Origin of the sequence: Motilibacter peucedani (assembly GCF_003634695.1) — a bacterium.
Taxonomy (GTDB): domain Bacteria; phylum Actinomycetota; class Actinomycetes; order Motilibacterales; family Motilibacteraceae; genus Motilibacter; species Motilibacter peucedani.
In genome coordinates this window covers 244633-262943 of record NZ_RBWV01000011.1, presented here as the reverse complement: position 1 = coordinate 262943, position 18311 = coordinate 244633, and the positions used below count along the sequence as shown (strand labels likewise).

General features: G+C 72.8%; 12 protein-coding genes. 6 read left to right on the top strand and 6 right to left on the bottom strand.

Features of this window, described 5'->3' with window-relative positions:
- Positions 1-120: 120 nt before the first annotated feature.
- Positions 121-2370, top strand: coding sequence for a beta-glucosidase (locus CLV35_RS09555; protein WP_121193235.1), 2250 nt, complete (start codon positions 121-123; stop codon positions 2368-2370).
- Between the two features lie 82 nt (positions 2371-2452).
- On the opposite strand, the gene CLV35_RS09550 is transcribed toward CLV35_RS09555, so the two are convergent.
- The 4 genes from CLV35_RS09550 to CLV35_RS09535 are packed head-to-tail and all read right to left on the bottom strand — an operon-like array spanning position 2453 to position 6391.
- On the bottom strand, positions 2453-3097 hold the full coding sequence (locus CLV35_RS09550) for a LutC/YkgG family protein (protein WP_121193234.1): 645 nt from the start codon (positions 3095-3097) through the stop codon (positions 2453-2455).
- The gene (locus CLV35_RS09545) at positions 3094-4599 is read right to left on the bottom strand and encodes a LutB/LldF family L-lactate oxidation iron-sulfur protein (protein WP_121193233.1); all 1506 of its coding nucleotides are present in this window, start codon (positions 4597-4599) and stop codon (positions 3094-3096) included. Before CLV35_RS09545 ends, CLV35_RS09550 begins: the two co-directional genes overlap by 4 nt.
- On the bottom strand, positions 4596-5336 hold the full coding sequence (locus CLV35_RS09540) for a (Fe-S)-binding protein (protein WP_121193232.1): 741 nt from the start codon (positions 5334-5336) through the stop codon (positions 4596-4598). The genes CLV35_RS09545 and CLV35_RS09540 overlap by 4 nt, the downstream gene beginning before the upstream one ends.
- Before the next feature lie 2 nt (positions 5337-5338).
- On the bottom strand, positions 5339-6391 hold the full coding sequence (locus CLV35_RS09535) for a LacI family DNA-binding transcriptional regulator (protein WP_121193231.1): 1053 nt from the start codon (positions 6389-6391) through the stop codon (positions 5339-5341).
- Positions 6392-6613: 222 nt separating this feature from the next.
- On the opposite strand from CLV35_RS09535, the gene rhaI reads away from it, so the two are divergent.
- The 5 genes from rhaI (at position 6614) to CLV35_RS09510 (ending at position 15536) form a co-directional block, all read left to right on the top strand.
- Positions 6614-7795: an L-rhamnose isomerase gene (gene rhaI / locus CLV35_RS09530; protein WP_121193230.1), complete on the top strand. Its 1182-nt coding sequence runs from the start codon at positions 6614-6616 to the stop codon at positions 7793-7795.
- The gene (locus CLV35_RS09525) at positions 7783-9822 is read left to right on the top strand and encodes a bifunctional aldolase/short-chain dehydrogenase (RefSeq protein WP_121193229.1); all 2040 of its coding nucleotides are present in this window, start codon (positions 7783-7785) and stop codon (positions 9820-9822) included. Before rhaI ends, CLV35_RS09525 begins: the two co-directional genes overlap by 13 nt.
- Positions 9819-11288 (top strand): rhamnulokinase, encoded by a 1470-nt coding sequence (locus CLV35_RS09520; RefSeq protein WP_121193228.1) that lies wholly within the window; start codon positions 9819-9821, stop codon positions 11286-11288. Before CLV35_RS09525 ends, CLV35_RS09520 begins: the two co-directional genes overlap by 4 nt.
- A gap of 93 nt (positions 11289-11381) precedes the next feature.
- Positions 11382-12974, top strand: coding sequence for a methyl-accepting chemotaxis protein (locus tag CLV35_RS09515; RefSeq protein ID WP_147431920.1), 1593 nt, complete (start codon positions 11382-11384; stop codon positions 12972-12974).
- An 81-nt stretch (positions 12975-13055) separates the two neighbouring features.
- Positions 13056-15536, top strand: coding sequence for a putative bifunctional diguanylate cyclase/phosphodiesterase (locus tag CLV35_RS09510; RefSeq protein ID WP_121193226.1), 2481 nt, complete (start codon positions 13056-13058; stop codon positions 15534-15536).
- A 38-nt stretch (positions 15537-15574) separates the two neighbouring features.
- Here the strand turns inward: CLV35_RS09510 and CLV35_RS09505 are convergent, their stop codons facing one another.
- The gene (locus tag CLV35_RS09505) at positions 15575-17818 is read right to left on the bottom strand and encodes an EAL domain-containing protein (RefSeq protein WP_121193225.1); all 2244 of its coding nucleotides are present in this window, start codon (positions 17816-17818) and stop codon (positions 15575-15577) included.
- A gap of 82 nt (positions 17819-17900) precedes the next feature.
- Entirely contained in the window at positions 17901-18284 is a 384-nt protein-coding gene (locus CLV35_RS09500) for an ATP-binding protein (protein WP_231121667.1), read from the bottom strand.
- Positions 18285-18311 lie beyond the last annotated feature (27 nt).

Below are 18311 nucleotides of genomic sequence, written 5' to 3'. Positions count from 1 at the left end.
GCCGGCGAGAGGTCTTGTCAGCAGAGGCCACAGGTGTTTGAGTCGTTGTGACGGTCGGTGAATCGATTCAAGTCAGTTCCTGACCGACTGCAAGTGCCACGCCCTTCAGAGAGGAAGCCCGTGAACACACGTACGTGGCGCCGTCGAGCGCCGCTCGTCGCTGTCGTCCCGCTCGCCGCGGCACTGGTCACCAGTGGACTGGCGAGCGCGCCTGCAGCCACCGCAGCCGACGGCGTCGACTGCTCGACCGTGCCGTGGATGAACACGTCGAAGACGCCTGACCAGCGCGCGCAGTCGCTGCTCGACGCATCGACCCTCGACCAGAAGCTGCGCTGGCTCGACGAGATCGCTGCCAACAACCCGCAGCAGACCGAGATCCCGGTCCGCAACCCGGCGAACGTGCGGGAGACCACGAACGTCACGATGCCGGCACAGGTGCCGTGCACACCGGTCATCCAGTACGCCGACGGTCCCGAGAACGTCAACGCCGACGGCGGTGTCACGTACTTCCCCGCTCCCATCGCCAACGCCGCGGCCTGGAGCGCTCAGCTCTCCGAGCGCAAGGGTGCCGCGCAGGCCGACGAGGCGTGGAACAAGCAGCGCAACGTGCTGCTGGCGCCGGGAGTCTCCAGCGCCCGTGATCCGCGCGCTGGTCGTACCTCCGAGTACCTGGGCGAGGACTCGCTGCTCAGCGGCATCCTGGCCGGCGCGGCGTCCACCGGCATCAACAGCAACCCGGCGCAGCCGGTGGAGTCGACGCTCAAGCACTTCGTCGCGAACGAGCAGGAGACGAACCGCCAGACGAGCTCGTCGAACGTCGACGAGCGAACGCTGCGCGAGACCTACGCCCTGCCGACCGAGATCGCGGTCAAGCGCGGCGACGTCGACAGCGTGATGTGCTCCTACAACCAGATCAACGGCACTCAGGCCTGCAGCAGCGACCTGGCCCTGCGCAAGATCCTCAAGGACGAGATCGGCTTCCAGGGCTTCGTGATGACGGACTTCTTCGCCGTCCACAGCCTCACCGGCGCCGAGCCCGACATCAAGGCCGGCCTGGACCAGGAGCTGAACGCGTGGCTCTACTGGTCGCCCGCGCAGCTCAAGCAGGCCCTCGCCAACGGCAGCATCACCGAAGCCGACATCGACGCAGCTGCCTTCCGGGTTGTGCGCTCGCACATCAGTGCCGGTCTCTTCGACGTCCCGCGCCCGACCGTTTCGATGGCGAACGTGAGCACCGCTGCCCACAAGGCGGTCGCCCGCGAGGTCGCTGAGAAGGGCTCGGTGCTGCTGAAGAACTCGGCGGGCATCCTGCCGCTGTCAGGTCGTGGGAAGAAGATCGCCGTGATCGGAGCGACAGCGGCCAACACCGCCGCCACCAACGACATCGACGCGTCGAGCGTCTGCACCTACGGCACGGGCAACGGCGCGTGCACCGCGGTCGCGCCGCTCGACAGCATCCGGGCTCGCGCGGCCGCCGCCGGCGACACCGTGGTCTACGACGACGGCAGCGACCTGGCGTCGGCGAGGGCGGCGGCGAAGGCTGCGGACACGGTCATCGCCTTCGGCTACTACAAGGAGGGCGAGTTCAGCGACCGGGCCAACCTGTCGCTCGACGGCAACGGCGACGCGCTCATCGACGCCGTCTCCGGCGTCAACAAGAACACCGTCGTCGTGCTGCAGACCGGCGGCCCGGTCCTGATGCCGTGGCTGTCGAAGGTGAAGGGCGTGCTCGAGACGTGGTACGCGGGTGAGCAGATGGGCCCAGCGGTCGCCGGCTTGCTCTACGGCGACGTCAACCCGAGCGGCAAGCTGCCGATCACCTTCCCGAAGTCGGAGGCGGACCTGCCTACGGCCGGCTCGGTGAACCAGTTCCCGGGCGTGGTGGACGCCAACGGCATCCGCCAGGTCGACTACACCGAGGGCCTGGCAACGGGCTACAAGTGGTACGCGTCGAAGGGCATCGAGCCGCTCTTCCCCTTCGGTCACGGCCTGTCCTACTCGAGCTTCTCCTACGGCCACCTGCACGTGACACCGAACTCGATCAAGAGCAACCGCGACGTGCGCGTCCGGTTCCGCCTGACGAACACGGGCACGCGCACCGCGACGGAGACCGCCCAGGTCTACGTCGAGCTCCCCGCCAGCACGGGTGAGCCGGCCAAGCGGCTCGTCGGCTGGCAGCAGGTGACGCTGAAGGCGGGAGAGTCCCGGAACGTGCGGATCACCTTCACGGCGCAGGACATCGCCGACCTGCACCTGCTGCAGTACTACAGCACCTCGTCCGGAGCGTGGCAGACCGCCAAGGGCTCCTACCGGGTGTCCGTCGGCGGGTCGTTCACGACCTCGCTGCAGGACGGCTTCACGATCAGGTAGCTCGTCCGCCCCGACCTGAGGGACCTGTGCGCGGTTGCCCGCCGCGCGCAGGTCCCTCGCGTGTCTGCCCCAGAAGTTGCAGTCAGGCGGCCGGGCCGTCGTCGACGAGGACGACGTCGAGGGTCCGCGGCCCGTGCACGCCCTCAACCCGGTTGAGCTCGATGTCGCTGGTCGCGCTCGGGCCGCTGATCCAGGTGAGCGGGCGGCGCGCGTCCAGGCGGGCGAGCGCGTCGGGCACCTGCGCGACGACCTGGTCGCCGCGTACGACCAGCAGGTGGTAGTCCGGCACCAGCGTGAGGATCCGCCGGCCCTGCGCCGGCCCGGCGTCCAGGACCAGCGTGCCCGTCTCCGCGACGGCGACCGCGCAGCCGGTCACGACGCCGTCGACGGCGTCGAGCTCCGTGGCCGACAGGGGCGGGTCGTCGGTGAGGCGCTCGTCGAGGTCGGTGCCGCCGAGCCAGGCACCGGGTGTGCCGGGCGGCACGACGAGGCGGCGAACGCGGTGGCGCGCCAGCCGCTCGGCGACCACCGCGGAGAGCGTGGCGCTGGAGGCTCGGGTGACCGCCGCACGGTAGTCGACGACCCGCTCCTCGAGCAGCGACAGCAGCTCGTCGTGGGGAAGCACGACCTCGCCGGCGCGCCGGTAGTCGCGGGGGACGGTGACCTGCGGCTGACCGTCGCCCAGCGCCAGGCGTACGCGTGCGAGCACCTCGTCGCGCGCGCTCACGACCCGCCTCCGCGCTCGCGGTCCCACCAGTCGTGGAAGGACTCCCGCGGCGGGAGCGGGAGGTCGCGGGTGGTCGTCCAGCGGTCGAGCGGCGGCGGCAGCGCCTTGATGCGCCCGTGCGCTCCGGGCAGGACGCCGAGCAGACGTCCGAAACGAGCCGACCGGAGCGCCGCCCGCCAGCGCAGGGGGTTCCGCATGACCCAGGCCAGTGACCGCATCATGGCGGCCTCCGGCGTCGGCGTCCGCGAGTGGGCGGCCTTCTCGAGACTGACCTGCTCTCGCAGGTGCACGAGCATCGAGGGGATGTCGATGGCGACCGGGCAGGCGTCGAAGCAGGCGCCGCAGAGGGTCGAGGCGAAGGGCAGGCTGGGGTTGTCGGCGACGCCGGTCAGCTGCGGCGACAGGACGGCCCCGATCGGCCCGGGGTAGACCGAGCCGTAGGCGTGCCCGCCCGTGCGCTCGTAGACCGGGCACACGTTGAGGCAGGCCGAGCAGCGGATGCACCGCAGGGCGGCGCGGCCCTGGGGATCGGCGAGGGTGGCGGTGCGCCCGTTGTCGAGCAGGACCAGGTGGAACTCCTGCGGCCCGTCGCCGGGCGTGACCCCCGTCCACATCGAGGTGTAGGGGTTCATGCGCTCACCGGTCGAGGACCGGGGGAGCAGCTGGAGGAACACCTCGAGGTCCTGCCAGCTCGGCACGAGCTTCTCGATGCCCATGACCGTGATGAGCGTCTGCGGCAGCGTCAGGCACATCCGCCCGTTGCCCTCGGACTCGACGACCGACAGCGTGCCGGTCTCGGCGACCGCGAAGTTCGCGCCCGAGACGGCGACGCGTGCCGCGAGGAACTTGCTGCGCAGGTGGAGGCGGGCGGCCTCTGCGAGGGCGGCCGGCTCGTCGGTGAGGGCCGGGTCGGCGGCGCGGCCCACCTGCCCCATCTCGCGCAGGAAGATCTCGCGGATCTCCGCGCGGTTGCGGTGGATCGCGGGCACGAGGATGTGCGAGGGCTTGTCGTGCCCCAACTGGACGATCAGCTCGGCCAGGTCGGTCTCCCAGGCGGCGATGCCGGCGGCCTCGAGCGCCTCGTTGAGGCCGATCTCCTGGGTTGCCATGGACTTGACCTTGACCACCTCGTCGGCGCCGGTCCCCTGCACCAGGCGCGTGACGATGGCGTTGGCCTCGTCGGCGTCACGGGCCCAGTGGACCGTGCCTCCGCGTGCGGTGACCTGCTCCTCGAGCTGGACGAGCAGCTCCGGCAGCCGGGCGAGGACGTCGTCCTTCAGCGCCGCTCCCGCGGCCCGGAGCTGCTCCCAGTCGGGCACCTCACCGACGACCGACGCCCGCTTCGCGCGGATCGTGCGCGTCGCCGTGCCGACGTTGCGCCGGAGCTGGGGGTCGTCGAGGGACCGGCGTGCGGCGTCGGGGAAGGGCTCGGTGCCACGCAGGTTGCCCACCCCCTTCGGTGCGGTGGGGATCCCTGGCATGCCGAGGTAGGTCGTGGTCATGCGGCGTCCGCCCGGGTCGATGCGAGGATCTCGGCGAGGTGCACGGTGCGCACTCCGGTGTGGAGGCGGCCCAGGCCGCCCCCGATGTGCATGAGGCAGGACGAGTCGCTGGCGCTGCAGACGTCGGCCCGGGTCGAGGTGACGTTGCGCATCTTGTCGGCGAGCATGGCGGCCGAGACGTCGGCGTTCTTGACCGCGAAGGTGCCTCCGAAGCCGCAGCACGACTCGGCCTCCGGCAGCTCCACGAGGTCGAGCGCTGCGACCGCGCGCAGCAGCTGCAGCGGCTTGTCACCGACGCGCAGCACCCGCAGGGAGTGGCAGGTCGGGTGGTAGGTCACGCGGTGCGGGTAGTAGGCGCCCACGTCGGTGACGCCCAGCACGTCGACCAGCAGCTCCGACAGCTCGTAGGTGCGCGACGCCACCTCGCCCGCCTGCTCGGCCAGTGCCGTGTCCCCGGCGTCGAGGGCGATCTGCCGGTGCTGGTGGCGGACCGAGCCGACGCACGAGCCCGAGGGCGCCACCACGGCGTCGTAGCCCTCGAAGGCGTCGACGTAGCCGCGGACGAGCGGGAGCGCGAAGCGGCCGTAGCCGGTGTTGGTGTGCATCTGGCCGCAACAGCTCTGCTCGCGCGGGAAGCCGACCTCGTGGCCGAGCCGCTCGAGCAGCTGCACGGTCGCCTTGCCGACCTGGGGGAACAGGCCGTCGGCGAGGCACGTGACGAGCAGTCCGATGCGCATGGTCAGCCTGCCTCCTTCGGCGCCCGCTTGCGGGCTGCTGGTCGTCGTACGTCGCTCGACGCGCGCACCACGAGCTCCGGCTCGAACACCACCTGCCGGTGGGCGTGGACAAGCCCGTCGTCGTTGATCTCCTCCAGCAGCAGCTCGGCGGCGGTGCGACCCAGCAGCTCGCGCGGCTGGCGCACGGAGGTCAGCGGCACCGCCGCCGCCGCCGCGTAGTAGATGTCGTCGTAGCCGACGATCGCCAGGTCGCCGGGGACGCGGAGCCCTGCTGCAGTCATCGCCTGCAACAGACCGAGGGCGATGAGGTCGTTGGCGCAGAACGCCGCCGTCGGGCGGCGCGACGCGGGCATCGCCGCCAGCAGCTCACCGGCCCGGCGCCCGTCCTCCACGGTGAGGCCGCTCGTCTCCGTGAGCGACAACGTGGCGCCGGTCTGGGCCTCGACGGCCCGGGTGGCGCCGCGGTAGCGGTCGATCACCTGGGGGACGTCCAACGGGCCGCCGACGAACGCGGTCCGCGTGTGCCCACGCGAGAGCAGGTGCTCGAGCGCGAGGCTGCCACCGCGTACGTCGTCCACAGAGACGGAGCACCGGTCGGCGCGGTCGGCCCCGCGGTCGACGAGCACGACCGGTGTGCCGCGTTCGACCAGCCGGTCCAGCCGCGGGTTGCGGGTGTCGACCGGCGTGACGAGCACTCCCTGGACCCGCTGCTCCTCGAGGTGGGCCAGGTGGCGGGACTCGCGCTCCCGGCTCTGCCCGGAGTTGTAGAGCGTGATGACCGCGCCGCTCGCGTCGGCCGCAGCCTCGGCGCCGGCAGCCACGTCGGTGAAGAACGGGTTGGCCACGTCGAGCACGAGCAGGCCGATCGTCCGGCTCCGGCCCGCGCGCAGGGACCGGGCTGCCTCGTTGCGGACGAACCCGAGCTGTTCGATCGCGTGCTCCACGCGCTGGCGCGTCGCGGGCGCAACGGCATCGGGTCGGTTCAGCACGTTGCTCACGGTGCCGACGGACACCTGGGCGAGCGTGGCCACGTCGCGGATGCCGGCTGACGACATGCGACCTCCTGTCTGTCGCCGCGCACGGCGCCGCCGCCGGACCAGGGCCCGATTGCTTGGAACGTGTCAACAGCATAGCCAGGTGTCAGTTCTCGACAGGGGCCCCGGAACGTGCACCAGGGAGGTGTTGACCGCTCTCTCTGCCCGGCCTAGGGTGGCGGCGTCCGACTGAACCGTTTCACAACAAGCCCACCTGTCGTCCGGGTGGCATGGAGACACCGCATGACTGCCCACGACCCTGACGTGACCCTCCGGGTCCGCGACGGCCTCGCCGACTTCACCATCGAGGTCCCCTCGTGGGCCTACGGCAACTCCGGCACCCGCTTCAAGGTGTTCTCGCAGCCGGGGGTGCCGCGCGACCCGTTCGAGAAGGTCGCGGACGCCGCGCAGGTGCACCGGTTCACCGGAGCGTCGCCGCGGGTGTCGCTGCACATCCCGTGGGACCGCGTGGACGACTACGGCACGCTGGCGGCGTACGCGGCGGACCAGGGTGTGTCGGTCGGCGCGATCAACTCCAACCTCTTCCAGGACGACGCCTACATGCTCGGCTCGCTGACGCACGCCGACAAGGCGGTGCGGGCCAAGGCGGTGGCGCACCACCTCGAGTGCATCGAGGTCATGCACGCGACCGGCTCGAAGGACCTCAAGGTCTGGCTGCCCGACGGGCTCAACTACCCGGGGCAGGACTCGCTGCGCGACCGCCAGGAGCGGCTGGCCGACTCGCTGCAGCAGGTCTACGCGGCGCTGGGCGAGGACCACCGGCTGCTGCTGGAGTACAAGTTCTTCGAGCCCTACTTCTACTCGATGGACGTCCCCGACTGGGGCACGTCGCTGCTGCACTGCCTGGCGCTGGGGGACAAGGCGCTGGTGGTGCTCGACACCGGGCACCACGCGCCGGGCACCAACATCGAGTTCATCGTGGCGCAGCTGCTGCGCCACGGCCGCCTCGGCGCCTTCGACTTCAACTCGCGGTTCTACGCCGACGACGACCTGATGGTCGGCGCGGCAGACCCGTTCCAGCTCTTCCGCATCCTGCACGAGATCGTGCAGCAGGACGCGCACCTGCCGTCGTCGGGCGTGAACTTCATGCTCGACCAGTGCCACAACATCGAGCCGAAGGTCCAGGGCCAGATCCGCTCGGTCCTCAACGTGCTCGAGTCCATGGCCAAGGCGCTGCTCGTGGACCGCGAGGCGCTGAAGGCCGCGCAGCTGGCCGGTGACGTGCTCGGCGCCAACGGGCTGCTCATGGACGCGTTCAACACCGACGTGCGCGGGCTCCTGGCCGACCAGCGCGAGGAGCGCGGGCTGCCGCGCGACCCGATCGCCGCTTACAAGGCATCGGGCTACCAGGACCAGATCGCCGCCGACCGGGTGGGCGGCAACCAGGCGGGATGGGGAGCATGAGCACGGTCGAGGAGCTGGTCGCCCGGTCCAACCGGCTCGGCGCGGACCCGAAGAACACCAACTACGCAGGCGGCAACACCTCGGCCAAGGGCGCCGCGACGGACCCGGTCACCGGACAGCCGGTGGAGCTGCTGTGGGTCAAGGGGTCCGGCGGTGACCTCGGCGCGCTGACGGAGAGCGGCCTGGCCGTGCTGCGCCTCGACCGGCTGCGCTCGCTGGTCGACGTCTACCCCGGCGTCGAGCGCGAGGACGAGATGGTCGCCGCGTTCGACTACTGCCTGCACGGCAAGGGCGGCGCGGCCCCGAGCATCGACACCGCGATGCACGGCCTGGTCGACGCAGACCACGTCGACCACCTGCACCCCGACGCCGGCATCGCGTTCGCGACCGCGGCCGACGGCGAGGCGCTGACCAAGGAGTGCTTCGGCGACGACGTCGTCTGGGTGCCGTGGCGTCGTCCGGGCTTCCAGCTCGGCCTCGACATCGCGGCCGTCAAGCAGGCGAACCCGCAGGCGATCGGCTGCATCCTCGGCGGGCACGGGATCACCGCGTGGGGCCGCACCAGCGAGGAGTGCGAGCGCCACTCGCTGTCGATCATCGAGCGCGCCGCTGCGTACATCGCCGAGAAGGGTGCGGCCGATCCGTTCGGCGCCCCGCTGGAGGGCTACGTCGCGCTGCCAGAGGAGGAGCGGCGTACGCGTGCGGCCCGGCTCGCGCCGGTCATCCGCGGTCTCGCCTCGACCGACAAGCCGCAGGTCGGCCACTTCACCGACAGCGACGTGGTCCTCGACTTCCTCGCGAGCGAGCGGCACCCCGAGCTGGCGGCCCTGGGCACCAGCTGCCCCGACCACTTCCTGCGCACCAAGGTGCGGCCTATGGTGCTCGACCTGCCGGCGACGGCGCCGGTGGAGGACACGGTCGCCCGGTTGGAGGAGCTGCACGCGGCCTACCGCGCCGACTACGCCGCCTACTACGAGCGGCACGCGACCCCGGAGTCGCCCGCCATGCGCGGCGCGGACCCGGCGATCGTGCTGGTGCCGGGCGTCGGCATGTTCTCGTTCGGCGCCAACAAGCAGACGGCGCGAGTGGCGGGCGAGTTCTACGTCAACGCCATCAACGTCATGCGGGGCGCGGAGGCGATCTCCACCTACTCCCCGATCGAGGAGAACGAGAAGTTCCGCATCGAGTACTGGTCGCTCGAGGAGGCCAAGCTCCAGCGGATGCCGAAGCCGAAGCCGCTGCAGTCGCGCATCGCGTTCGTCACCGGCGCGGCATCTGGCATCGGCAAGGCCATCGCCACCCGGCTCGCGGCCGAGGGCGCGTGCGTCGTCATCGCCGACCTCGACCTGGGCAAGGCGCAGGCGGCGGCCGCCGACATCGGCGGTGCCGACGTGGCGGTGGGCGTCGCGGCCGACGTGTCCGACGGCGAGGCGGTGGCGGCGGCCCTGCGGGAGGCCGTGCTCGCCTTCGGCGGGGTGGACCTCGTGGTCAACAACGCCGGCCTCTCGCTGTCGAAGTCGCTGCTCGAGACCACCGAGCGCGACTGGGACCTGCAGCACGACGTGATGGCCAAGGGCTCGTTCCTCGTCGCCCGCGAGTCGGCGCGGATCATGATCGAGCAGGAGATGGGCGGCGACATCGTCTACATCTCCAGCAAGAACAGCATCTTCGCCGGCCCCAACAACATCGCCTACGGCGCGACGAAGGCCGACCAGGCCCACCAGGTCCGGCTGCTCGCGGCCGAGCTGGGGCCGCACCAGATCCGGGTCAACGGCATCAACCCCGACGGAGTCGTCCGCGGGTCGGGCATCTTCGCCGGCGGCTGGGGTGCCTCCCGCGCCGCGGTGTACGGCGTCCCGGAGGAGGAGCTCGGCGCCTACTACGCGCAGCGCACCCTGCTCAAGCGCGAGGTCCTGCCCGAGCACGTCGCCAACGCGGTCTTCGCCCTGTGCGGAGGGGACCTGACCCACACGACGGGCCTGCACGTCCCGGTCGACGCGGGCGTCGCCGCCGCGTTCCTGAGGTGACCGCGCTCGCCACGGTCGCCGCCGTCGACCTCGGCGCGTCCAGCGGCCGGGTCGTCGTCGGTGCCGTGGGAGCTGACCAGCTGCAGCTCTCCGAGGTCCACCGGTTCGCCAACGAGCCGGTGCGGGTGGCCGGGACGCTGCACTGGGACGTGCTCTCGCTGCACCGCAGCATGCTGCACGGTCTCCGCCAGGCGCAGCAGACCGCCGGACGGCTCGACTCCGCGGGCATCGACTCCTGGGCCGTCGACTACGGACTGCTCGACGCGTCCGGGCGGCTGCTCGGCAACCCGGTGCACTACCGGGACTCCCGCACCAGCGGGGTGATGGCGGACGTGCTGTCGGACGTCGGTGCCGAGCGCGTCTACTCGAGCACCGGCATCCAGTTCCTGCCCTTCAACACCGCCTACCAGCTCGTCGCCGAGCGACGCGGGGGACTGCTCGAGCAGGCCGACCAGGTGCTGCTCGTCCCTGACCTGTTCGGCTACTGGCTCACCGGTGCGACGGTCGCCGAGGTGACGAACGCGTCGACGAGCCAGCTGCTCGACGTCACCCGGCGGGCGTGGGACGACGAGCTCGTCGCCCGCCTCGGCATCCGGCGGAGCCTGCTGCCCGACCTGGTGGAGCCAGGCACGCTGCTCGGGGAGGTCACCTCCGACGCCGTTGCGGGAACCGGTGTCGAGCCAGGCATGCCGGTGGTGGCCGTGGGGTCGCACGACACCGCCTCGGCGGTCGTCGGAGTGCCGATGGGCGCGGGGGCCGCGTACGTCTCGTGCGGCACCTGGTCGCTGGTCGGGCTCGAGCTCGACGGTCCCGTGCTCACCGGTGCGAGCCGCGAGGCCGGCTTCACCAACGAGCTGGGCGTCGACGGGACCGTGCGCTACCTGCGCAACGTCATGGGCCTGTGGCTCCTGCAGGAGTCGCTGCGCACGTGGCGGCTCGACGGGCACGTCGCCGACCTGGGTGCCCTGCTCGACGAGGCGGCGCGGCTGCCGCGGCTGCGCAGCGTCGTCGACCCCGACGACCCCCGCTTCCTGCCGCCGGGCGACATGCCCGCGCGCATCCGCGCCCTGTGCCAGGAGCGGGGCGAGCCGGTGCCCCGGACGCCGGCCGAGCTCGTACGCTGCATCGTCGACAGCCTCGCCCTCGCCTACCGGCGGACGGTGCACGAGGCGGCGGCGCTCACGGGCACCGAGGTGCGCGTTCTGCACGTGGTCGGGGGCGGCTCGCAGAACGCCTTGCTCTGCCAGGCGGCGGCCGACGCCGTCGGCCTGCCGGTCGTCGCCGGACCGGTCGAGGCGTCCGTGATCGGCAACGCGCTGGTGCAGGCCCGGGCCCTCGGTGCGGTGGGAGGGGACCTGGCCGCTCTGCGGGCGCTGGTGGCGCGCACCCAGCCGCTCCAGCGCTACGAGCCGGCTCCGCCGACGGTCGTCTGGGCGGACGCCGAGCGGCGGGTCCGGAGCAGCTGACGGCGAACGCGTCAAGTCCTGTCCGGCGATGCCGATGAGCGGGTGAGACCAGCACCGCTGCTGGCACCCGACCCCGATCGAAGGACCCGAGACGTGACCAAGTTCCGAGCCGTGTTCGCCAACCGGCCCATCGCGGTCCGCGTCCTCGCGGCCGTCGTGCTCAGCGCCATCGCGACGCTGGCCGTGGGTGTCGTGAGCTTCCAGAAGCTGTCCGCCGAGCGCGACGCCGCCCGCAACATCAAGTCGCAGGGCGCCACCGCGCTGCGCCAGATCGCCGACCTGCGCGCCACCAGCCTGCGCGTGCAGAACGCCGCTACGGCAGCCGACTTCGTGCCCACCGGCGACGACAGCCTCGTGAAGGCCTACGCCGCTGCGGTCTCCGGCCTCGACGCGAGCCTGGCGAAGACCGCCCCGACGGTGGCCGGCACGCCCTACGAGGCGCCCTTCGCCCAGTTCACCAGCGCGTGGAACGCCTACAAGACCGCCGAGAGCGGCGTGTCGACGGCGGTCAAGAACAAGGACATGGCGGCCGTCAGCGACGTCTACACCAAGCAGATGCTGCCCGCGATCCAGGGCATGGACAAGGCGATCGACGGCCTGTTCGCCACCACCGACGCCAGCATCAACGCCTCGGTCGGGCAGGCCGAGGGTGCCTACAGCGCCGGCCGCACCTGGATCCTCGTGCTCTCGCTGCTGGGCAGCGCGCTGGCCGTCGTGGTCGGCTTCTTCGTCGCCCGCGGCATCGTCGGACCGCTCGGCCGCGTCCGCCGCTCGCTCGAGGCCATGGCGCAGGGTGACCTGACCGTCAGCGCCGACGTCTCGTCGACCGACGAGCTCGGCACCATGGCGCGCTCGCTCGACGCGGCCCAGGCCGGCGTCCGCGAGGTCGTCTCGGCCGTCGCCACCTCCGCCTCCGCCGTCGCGGCGGCCGCCGGCCAGATGGCCAGCACCTCGCGCAGCATCGCCGCCTCGGCCCAGGAGACCTCGGAGCAGGCCGCCGCGGTGTCCGCGGCCGCCGAGCAGGTCTCGCTCAACGTCGCCACCGTCTCCACCGGCTCGGAGGAGATGGGCGCCTCGATCAGCGAGATCGCGCACAACGCCAACGAGGCCGCCCGCGTGGCCGCCGTCGCGGTCGACGTCGCCCAGGCGACCAACGTCACGGTCGGCAAGCTCGGCGACTCCTCGGCCGAGATCGGCAACGTCGTCAAGGTCATCACCACGATCGCCCAGCAGACCAACCTGCTCGCGCTCAACGCCACCATCGAGGCCGCCCGCGCCGGCGAGGCCGGCAAGGGCTTCGCGGTCGTCGCGAACGAGGTCAAGGAGCTCGCGCAGGAGACCGCGCGCGCCACCGAGGACATCGCCCGCCGCGTCGAGTCCATCCAGGTAGACACCGCCGGCGCCGTCTCGGCCATCGGTGAGATCTCCGAGGTCATCCGCCAGATCAACGACTTCCAGGTCACCATCGCCACCGCGGTCGAGGAGCAGACGGCCACGACCCAGGAGATGAACCGCAACGCCACCCAGGCGGCGGGCAGCTCCGGCGAGATCGCGAGCAACATCTCGCGCGTCGCCGCCGCCTCGGCGGAGACGACCGACGGCGTCACGCAGTCGCAGGTCGCGGTCTCTGAGCTCAACCGGATGGCCGGCGACCTGCAGTCGATGGTCTCGACCTTCCGCTACTAGTCGCACGACCCGCTACGGTGCGGCCCGCTGCGAACGCAGCGGGCCGCTTCCGTGCAGGGGACGAGGGGTAAGGAGGGTGGCGTGAGCGAGCAGCCGGGGCGTACGCCTCTCGCCGAGCGCCGGTCGGTGCGCTTCCTGCGCCCCGCGCCCGGGACGCTCCCGCTCGACGTCGCGCACCGGCGCGCGGCCGCGCTGAGCAGCCTGCACGAGCTCGTCGCCGGCATCAACGGCCACCGCGAGCTCACCGCCACCCTCGAGGCGGTCGCCGAGGGGGCCCGCGCGCTCGGCTTCGGCGTCTCCGTGGTCAACCTGGTCAACGACGAGGGCGACCTCGAGGTCGTCGTCGTCTCGGGCGACGAGGCCGCCCGCGACGCGCTGCTCGGCCAGGTGCGCAGCCGCAGCTCCTGGGAGGAGATGCTCCGAGCCGGCACCGATGACAGCAACGTCGTCTTCCTCGACCACAGGCACTTCGTCTGGCCCGAGGACGGCCTGCTCGCCGCCTGGGTGCCAGAGGTCGACGACCCCGACAGCGGCGACCTCGACGCGTTCCACCCCGAGGACGCGATGTTCGTGCGCCTGAACGGCGCCGACGGCAGCCTGGTCGGCACGCTGAGCGTCGACCTGCCCGCCGACGGCCGGCGCCCCGACGCCGAGACCAGCGAGCTGCTCGACATGTACGGCCGGCACGCCGCGCTGGCGATCGACCACGCCCGGCTGCTGCAGGACCTCGAGGGCGAGCGCGCCGGGCAGCGGCTGCTGCTCCACCGGCTCGAGGCGCTGCTCGTCCTCGCCCGCCGGCTCTCGGAGTCGCGGACCGTCGACGCCGTCGTGCGCGTCGTCGCCGACTCGCTGCCCGGCGTCGCGACCTGCGACCACGCGACCGTCATGGTGTGGGACGCCCGCGCCGGGGAGCTGCGCGGCGTCGCCACGACCGGGATGTCGCCCGAGCAGGACGCCCACATGCTGAGCGCCGCCGTCCGGCCGCAGGAGTGCCCCGAGGTGGCGGCCCTGCTCACCCGGCGCGAGCCGATGCACGTGCAGCGCGGCGCCGTGAGCCCGCCCGTCGACCGGCTGCTGGCTGCCGTGGGGGCTGAGGAGGCGATGGTCGTGCCGCTCGTCGGCGACCACGACCTGCTGGGCGCCGTGACCGTCGGCTGGTCGACCCTCGGCAACGCCGAGGCGCAGGGCGAGGAGCTCGTCACCCGCCTGCGCGGCGTCGCCCACCAGGCCGGCACCGCGCTGCAGAGCGCCCGGCTCCACGAGGCGGTGCGCCACTCGTCGCAGCACGACGCCCTGACCGGGCTGCCCAACCGCGTGCTCTTCCGCGACACCCTCGAGCGCGTGCTGCGCTCCGGCGGTGACCGCGACATGGTGGCGGTGCTCTTCTGCGACCTCGACCGCTTCAAGCGCATCAACGACGAGCTCGGCCACGCCGCCGGCGACGAGCTGCTGCGCCAGGCGGCCGCGCGCCTGCTCGGGGCCGTGCGCCCCGGCGACCTGGTGGGCCGGCTCAGCGGCGACGAGTTCGCGCTCGTGCTGCCGGCCGTGCCCGACGAGCTGGCCGCCGAGGCGGTGGCCCACCGGGTGCTCAGCGCCTTCGAGCGGCCGTTCCAGATCGAGGGCCGGCCCACCCACGTCACCACCAGCGTCGGCGTCGCCGTCCACGCCGGCCCGGGCGGCCGCGTCGAGCAGCTGCTGCGCGCGGCCGACGTGGCGATGTACCAGGCCAAGCGCCGCGGCGCCAACCAGGTCGTGCACGCCGGGGGCGAGACCGCGTCGCCGCGGCCCGCGACCACCGCGCGCGAGTCCGACATCTCCGACGGCCTGCACGGCGGCGAGTTCCGGCTGTTCTTCCAGCCGATCGTCGACCACGAGCGCATGACCGTGGCCGGCTGCGAGGCGCTCGTGCGGTGGGAGCACCCGTCGCTCGGGCTGCTGACGCCGGCGGCGTTCGTGCCGCTCGCGGAGGAGACCGACCTGATCGTCGAGCTCGACCACTGGGTGCTGCGCGGGGCGTGCGCCGCCGCGGCGGGGTGGGGGAGCGACGCGTACGTCTCGGTGAACCTCTCGCACCGCACCCTCGCCGACACCCGGCTGCCGGAGACCGTGCGCGCCGCCGTCGCGCAGAGCGGGCTGCGGCCCGACCGGCTCTGCCTCGAGGTCGTCGAGAGCCGCTCGCTCCAGGACCTCGGCGGCCTCGCCGCCCGGCTGGCGGCGATCCGCCACCTCGGCGTACGCATCGCGCTCGACGACTTCGGCACCGGCTACTCGAGCCTGAGCTGGCTGCAGAGCCTGCCGGTCGACGTCATCAAGGTCGACCGCTCGTTCACCGCGGCGCTCGACTCGCCCGCCACCCTCGCGCTGCTGCGCGGCATGGTCGCGCTCGCGAGCGAGCTGTCGGTCGGTGTCGTGGTGGAGGGCGTCGAAACCCCTGAGCAGTCGGCGGCCGCCCGCGAGGCGGGCGCCCGCTTCGCGCAGGGCTACCTGCACGGCCGGCCCAGCGCCGATGCGGCGCTCGAGGTCGAGCACGAGCCGGCCGTGCGAGCTCCCCGCCGCTCCTAGCCGAGTACGACTGACGGCGGCGGGCGCCCGCCCCGCGCCTAGCGGCTGCTGCGGCGGCGCTGCTTGTCGGCGTACATCCGCGTGTCGGCGGCGTGCAGGAGCGCGTCGAAGTCGCCGCCGTCCTCGGGGAAGGCCGCGACGCCGATGCTGACGGCGGTCTCCAGCAGCCCGCGCGGTGTCTCGACCGGGCGCGCGAGCAGCTGCTCGAGCTCCGCGGCGACGGCACGACCCTCGGCGGCGGCCGACTCCTGCGCCAGGCCGGGCAGGATCAGCAGGAACTCGTCGCCTCCCAGGCGCGCGACCAGGTCGCCGCGCCGCAGCCGCTGCTGCAGCCGGCTGACGACACCGGTGAGCAGCGCGTCGCCGACCGCGTGACCGTGCGAGTCGTTGACCCCCTTGAACTCGTCGAGGTCGAGGTAGAGCAGCGCCACGCCGGTCTCGGACATCTGCGCCTGGAGCAGCGTCGCCTCGAGCACCTCGGGGAGCCGGCGGCGGTTGAGCGCCCCGGTCAACGGGTCGCGGAAGGCGAGGTGCTCGATCTCCGACGCGTACGCCTCGGCGCGCTCCCGCTCCCGGCGCAGCTGCGCCTCGGCCTCGACGCGGGCGGTCACGTCGTTCTGCACGCCGATGTACTGGACCAGCCGGCCCTCGTCGTCGAAGACGGGGGCGAGGTAGATCTCGTTCCACCAGAGCTGGCGCTCGGTGCCGCGGTAGTTGAGCAGGGTCTCGCGGACCTCGCGGCCCTCGCGGATCGCGGTGCGCAGCCGGTCGACGACGGCGGGATCGGTGTCCTCGCCCTGCAGGAAGCGGCAGTTGAGCCCGAGCACCTGCTCGGCGCGCACCCCTGCGAGCCTCTCGAAGGCGGTGTTGACGTAGACCAGCGGCTGGTCGGGGCGCGTGACGTCGGCGATGGTGACGCCGTTGACCGTCGCCGCCAGAGCCCGGCGCAGGGTGCGCTCGGCCTCGGTGCCGGTCGCGGGGGCGGCAGCGAGCGAGCGCGGGGCGGCCGCGGCAGCGGGGGCCTGCCTGGCCGCGGCGCCGACGACCGCGGCCACGGCGTCGGCGGGGAGGACCCGGCTCATGAGCGCCGCCGCGGCGTCGGCCACGACGTCGCGGTCGTAGGTGAGGGCGAACTCGAAGGTGCGCTCCATGTCGGGACCACCGTCGCCGAGGTCGCGGGCGAGCAGGGCGGCCGAGAAGTGCGGTGCGAGCACGGCGATGTCCCACTCGCCGTGCACCGGGTCGCCCTCGGTCAGGTCGGCGCCGCGCACGCCGGCCACCGGCTCGGCCGGCAGGCCGTCGCCGATGGCCGCGACGAAGCCGACCCGCTCGGCGAGCTCGCGGTAGCGGTGGGCCGTCGGGGCGGTGAAGTGCCGCGCCTCCTGGAAGGTCGCGACGACGACGCAGGTGGAGCCGAAGCGCAGGGCCTCGCGCTCGAGGTGCTTGCTGACCTCGATCAGCAGCGGCTTGGTCGAGCGGCGCAGCGCCGTGCCCTCGGGCAGGCAGCGGAAGGGCGAGTCCTGCGACGCTCCTGCCGGCACGGTGGCGGGCAGGTCGAGCGGCGCGGTGGCGAGCGCGGTGGCGAGCGTGGCCGCTGGCCGGCCAAACATCCACCCCTGCCCGAGCCGGGCGCCCAGGGCACGCGCCATCTCGAGGTGGCCCTCGTCCTCGATGCCCTCTGCGAGCAGCAGCGCGCCGGTGCGCTCGGCGTAGGCGTTGACGGCGTTCATGATCTCGGCGACGGCCGGGCCGGGCCGCTGCTGCACCAGGCGCAGGTCGAGCTTCACGACGTCGGGGCGCAGCAGCGGCATGAAGGCGAGCGAGAGGTCGTCGGCGCCCACGTCGTCGAGGGCGATGCGCCACCCGGCGGCGCGCAGGCGCGTCACGGTCGCGAGCAGCTCGGCCGGCCGGGCGGCCAGCGCGCGCTCGGTGATCTCGAGCATGACCTGCAGGCCGTGGGGCGCGTCGGCGGCGATGGCGAGCAGCTCGTCGAGCGGGGCGGTGTCGAGCACCTCCGGCTCGACGTTGACGAACAGCGTCAGGGGCGGCACCACGCCTGCGGCGACCGCGCCGCGCAGCGCGGTGCGCCGGCACAGCTCGTCGAGCTCGGCCAGCCGCCCGGCCTCGCGAGCGGCGGCGAACAGCACGTCGGGCCGCTCGAGCGGGCCCTCCGGGCCGCGGGCCAGCGCCTCGTAGGCGACGACCGAGCCCGTGTCGAGCTCCACGATCGGCTGGAACACGCTGCGGACCGCGCCCGCGCCAAGAACGTCCTCGATGCCCACTGCTGCCCGCCCTGATCCGTGCCGTCCCGTCCGCAGCCCTCATCGGCACGTGTCCCCGGTCGCCTGAGCGGTCAACCCGGAACTAGGGCTTGAGCCGGAACCAGACCGCCTTGCCGTTCTCGGTGGGCTGGACGCCCCACGAGTCGCTGAGCAGGTCGACGATGTGCACGCCCCGGCCGCTCTCGTCGTCGGGCGAGGTCTCGCGGGGCGTCGGCTCGACGGCGCAGCCGTCGCTGACCGAGACCCGCATGCCGGCGCTCGCGTCGCACTCCACCTGCAGGGTGATCGGCGGAGCGCCGTGTCGGATCGCGTTGGCCACGAGCTCGGTGACGAGCAGGCGGGCGTCGTCGAGCACGGAGGCCGCGTGCTCGGTGCAGATCGCCGCGTCCATGAACTCCCGCGCCTCACGGGCGGCGGTGGGCGACGTGCTCAGGGTGCGCTGGCTCGCGGGCGTGACAGCGCACACAGCAGGGACGACCTCTCTAGGGGTGTC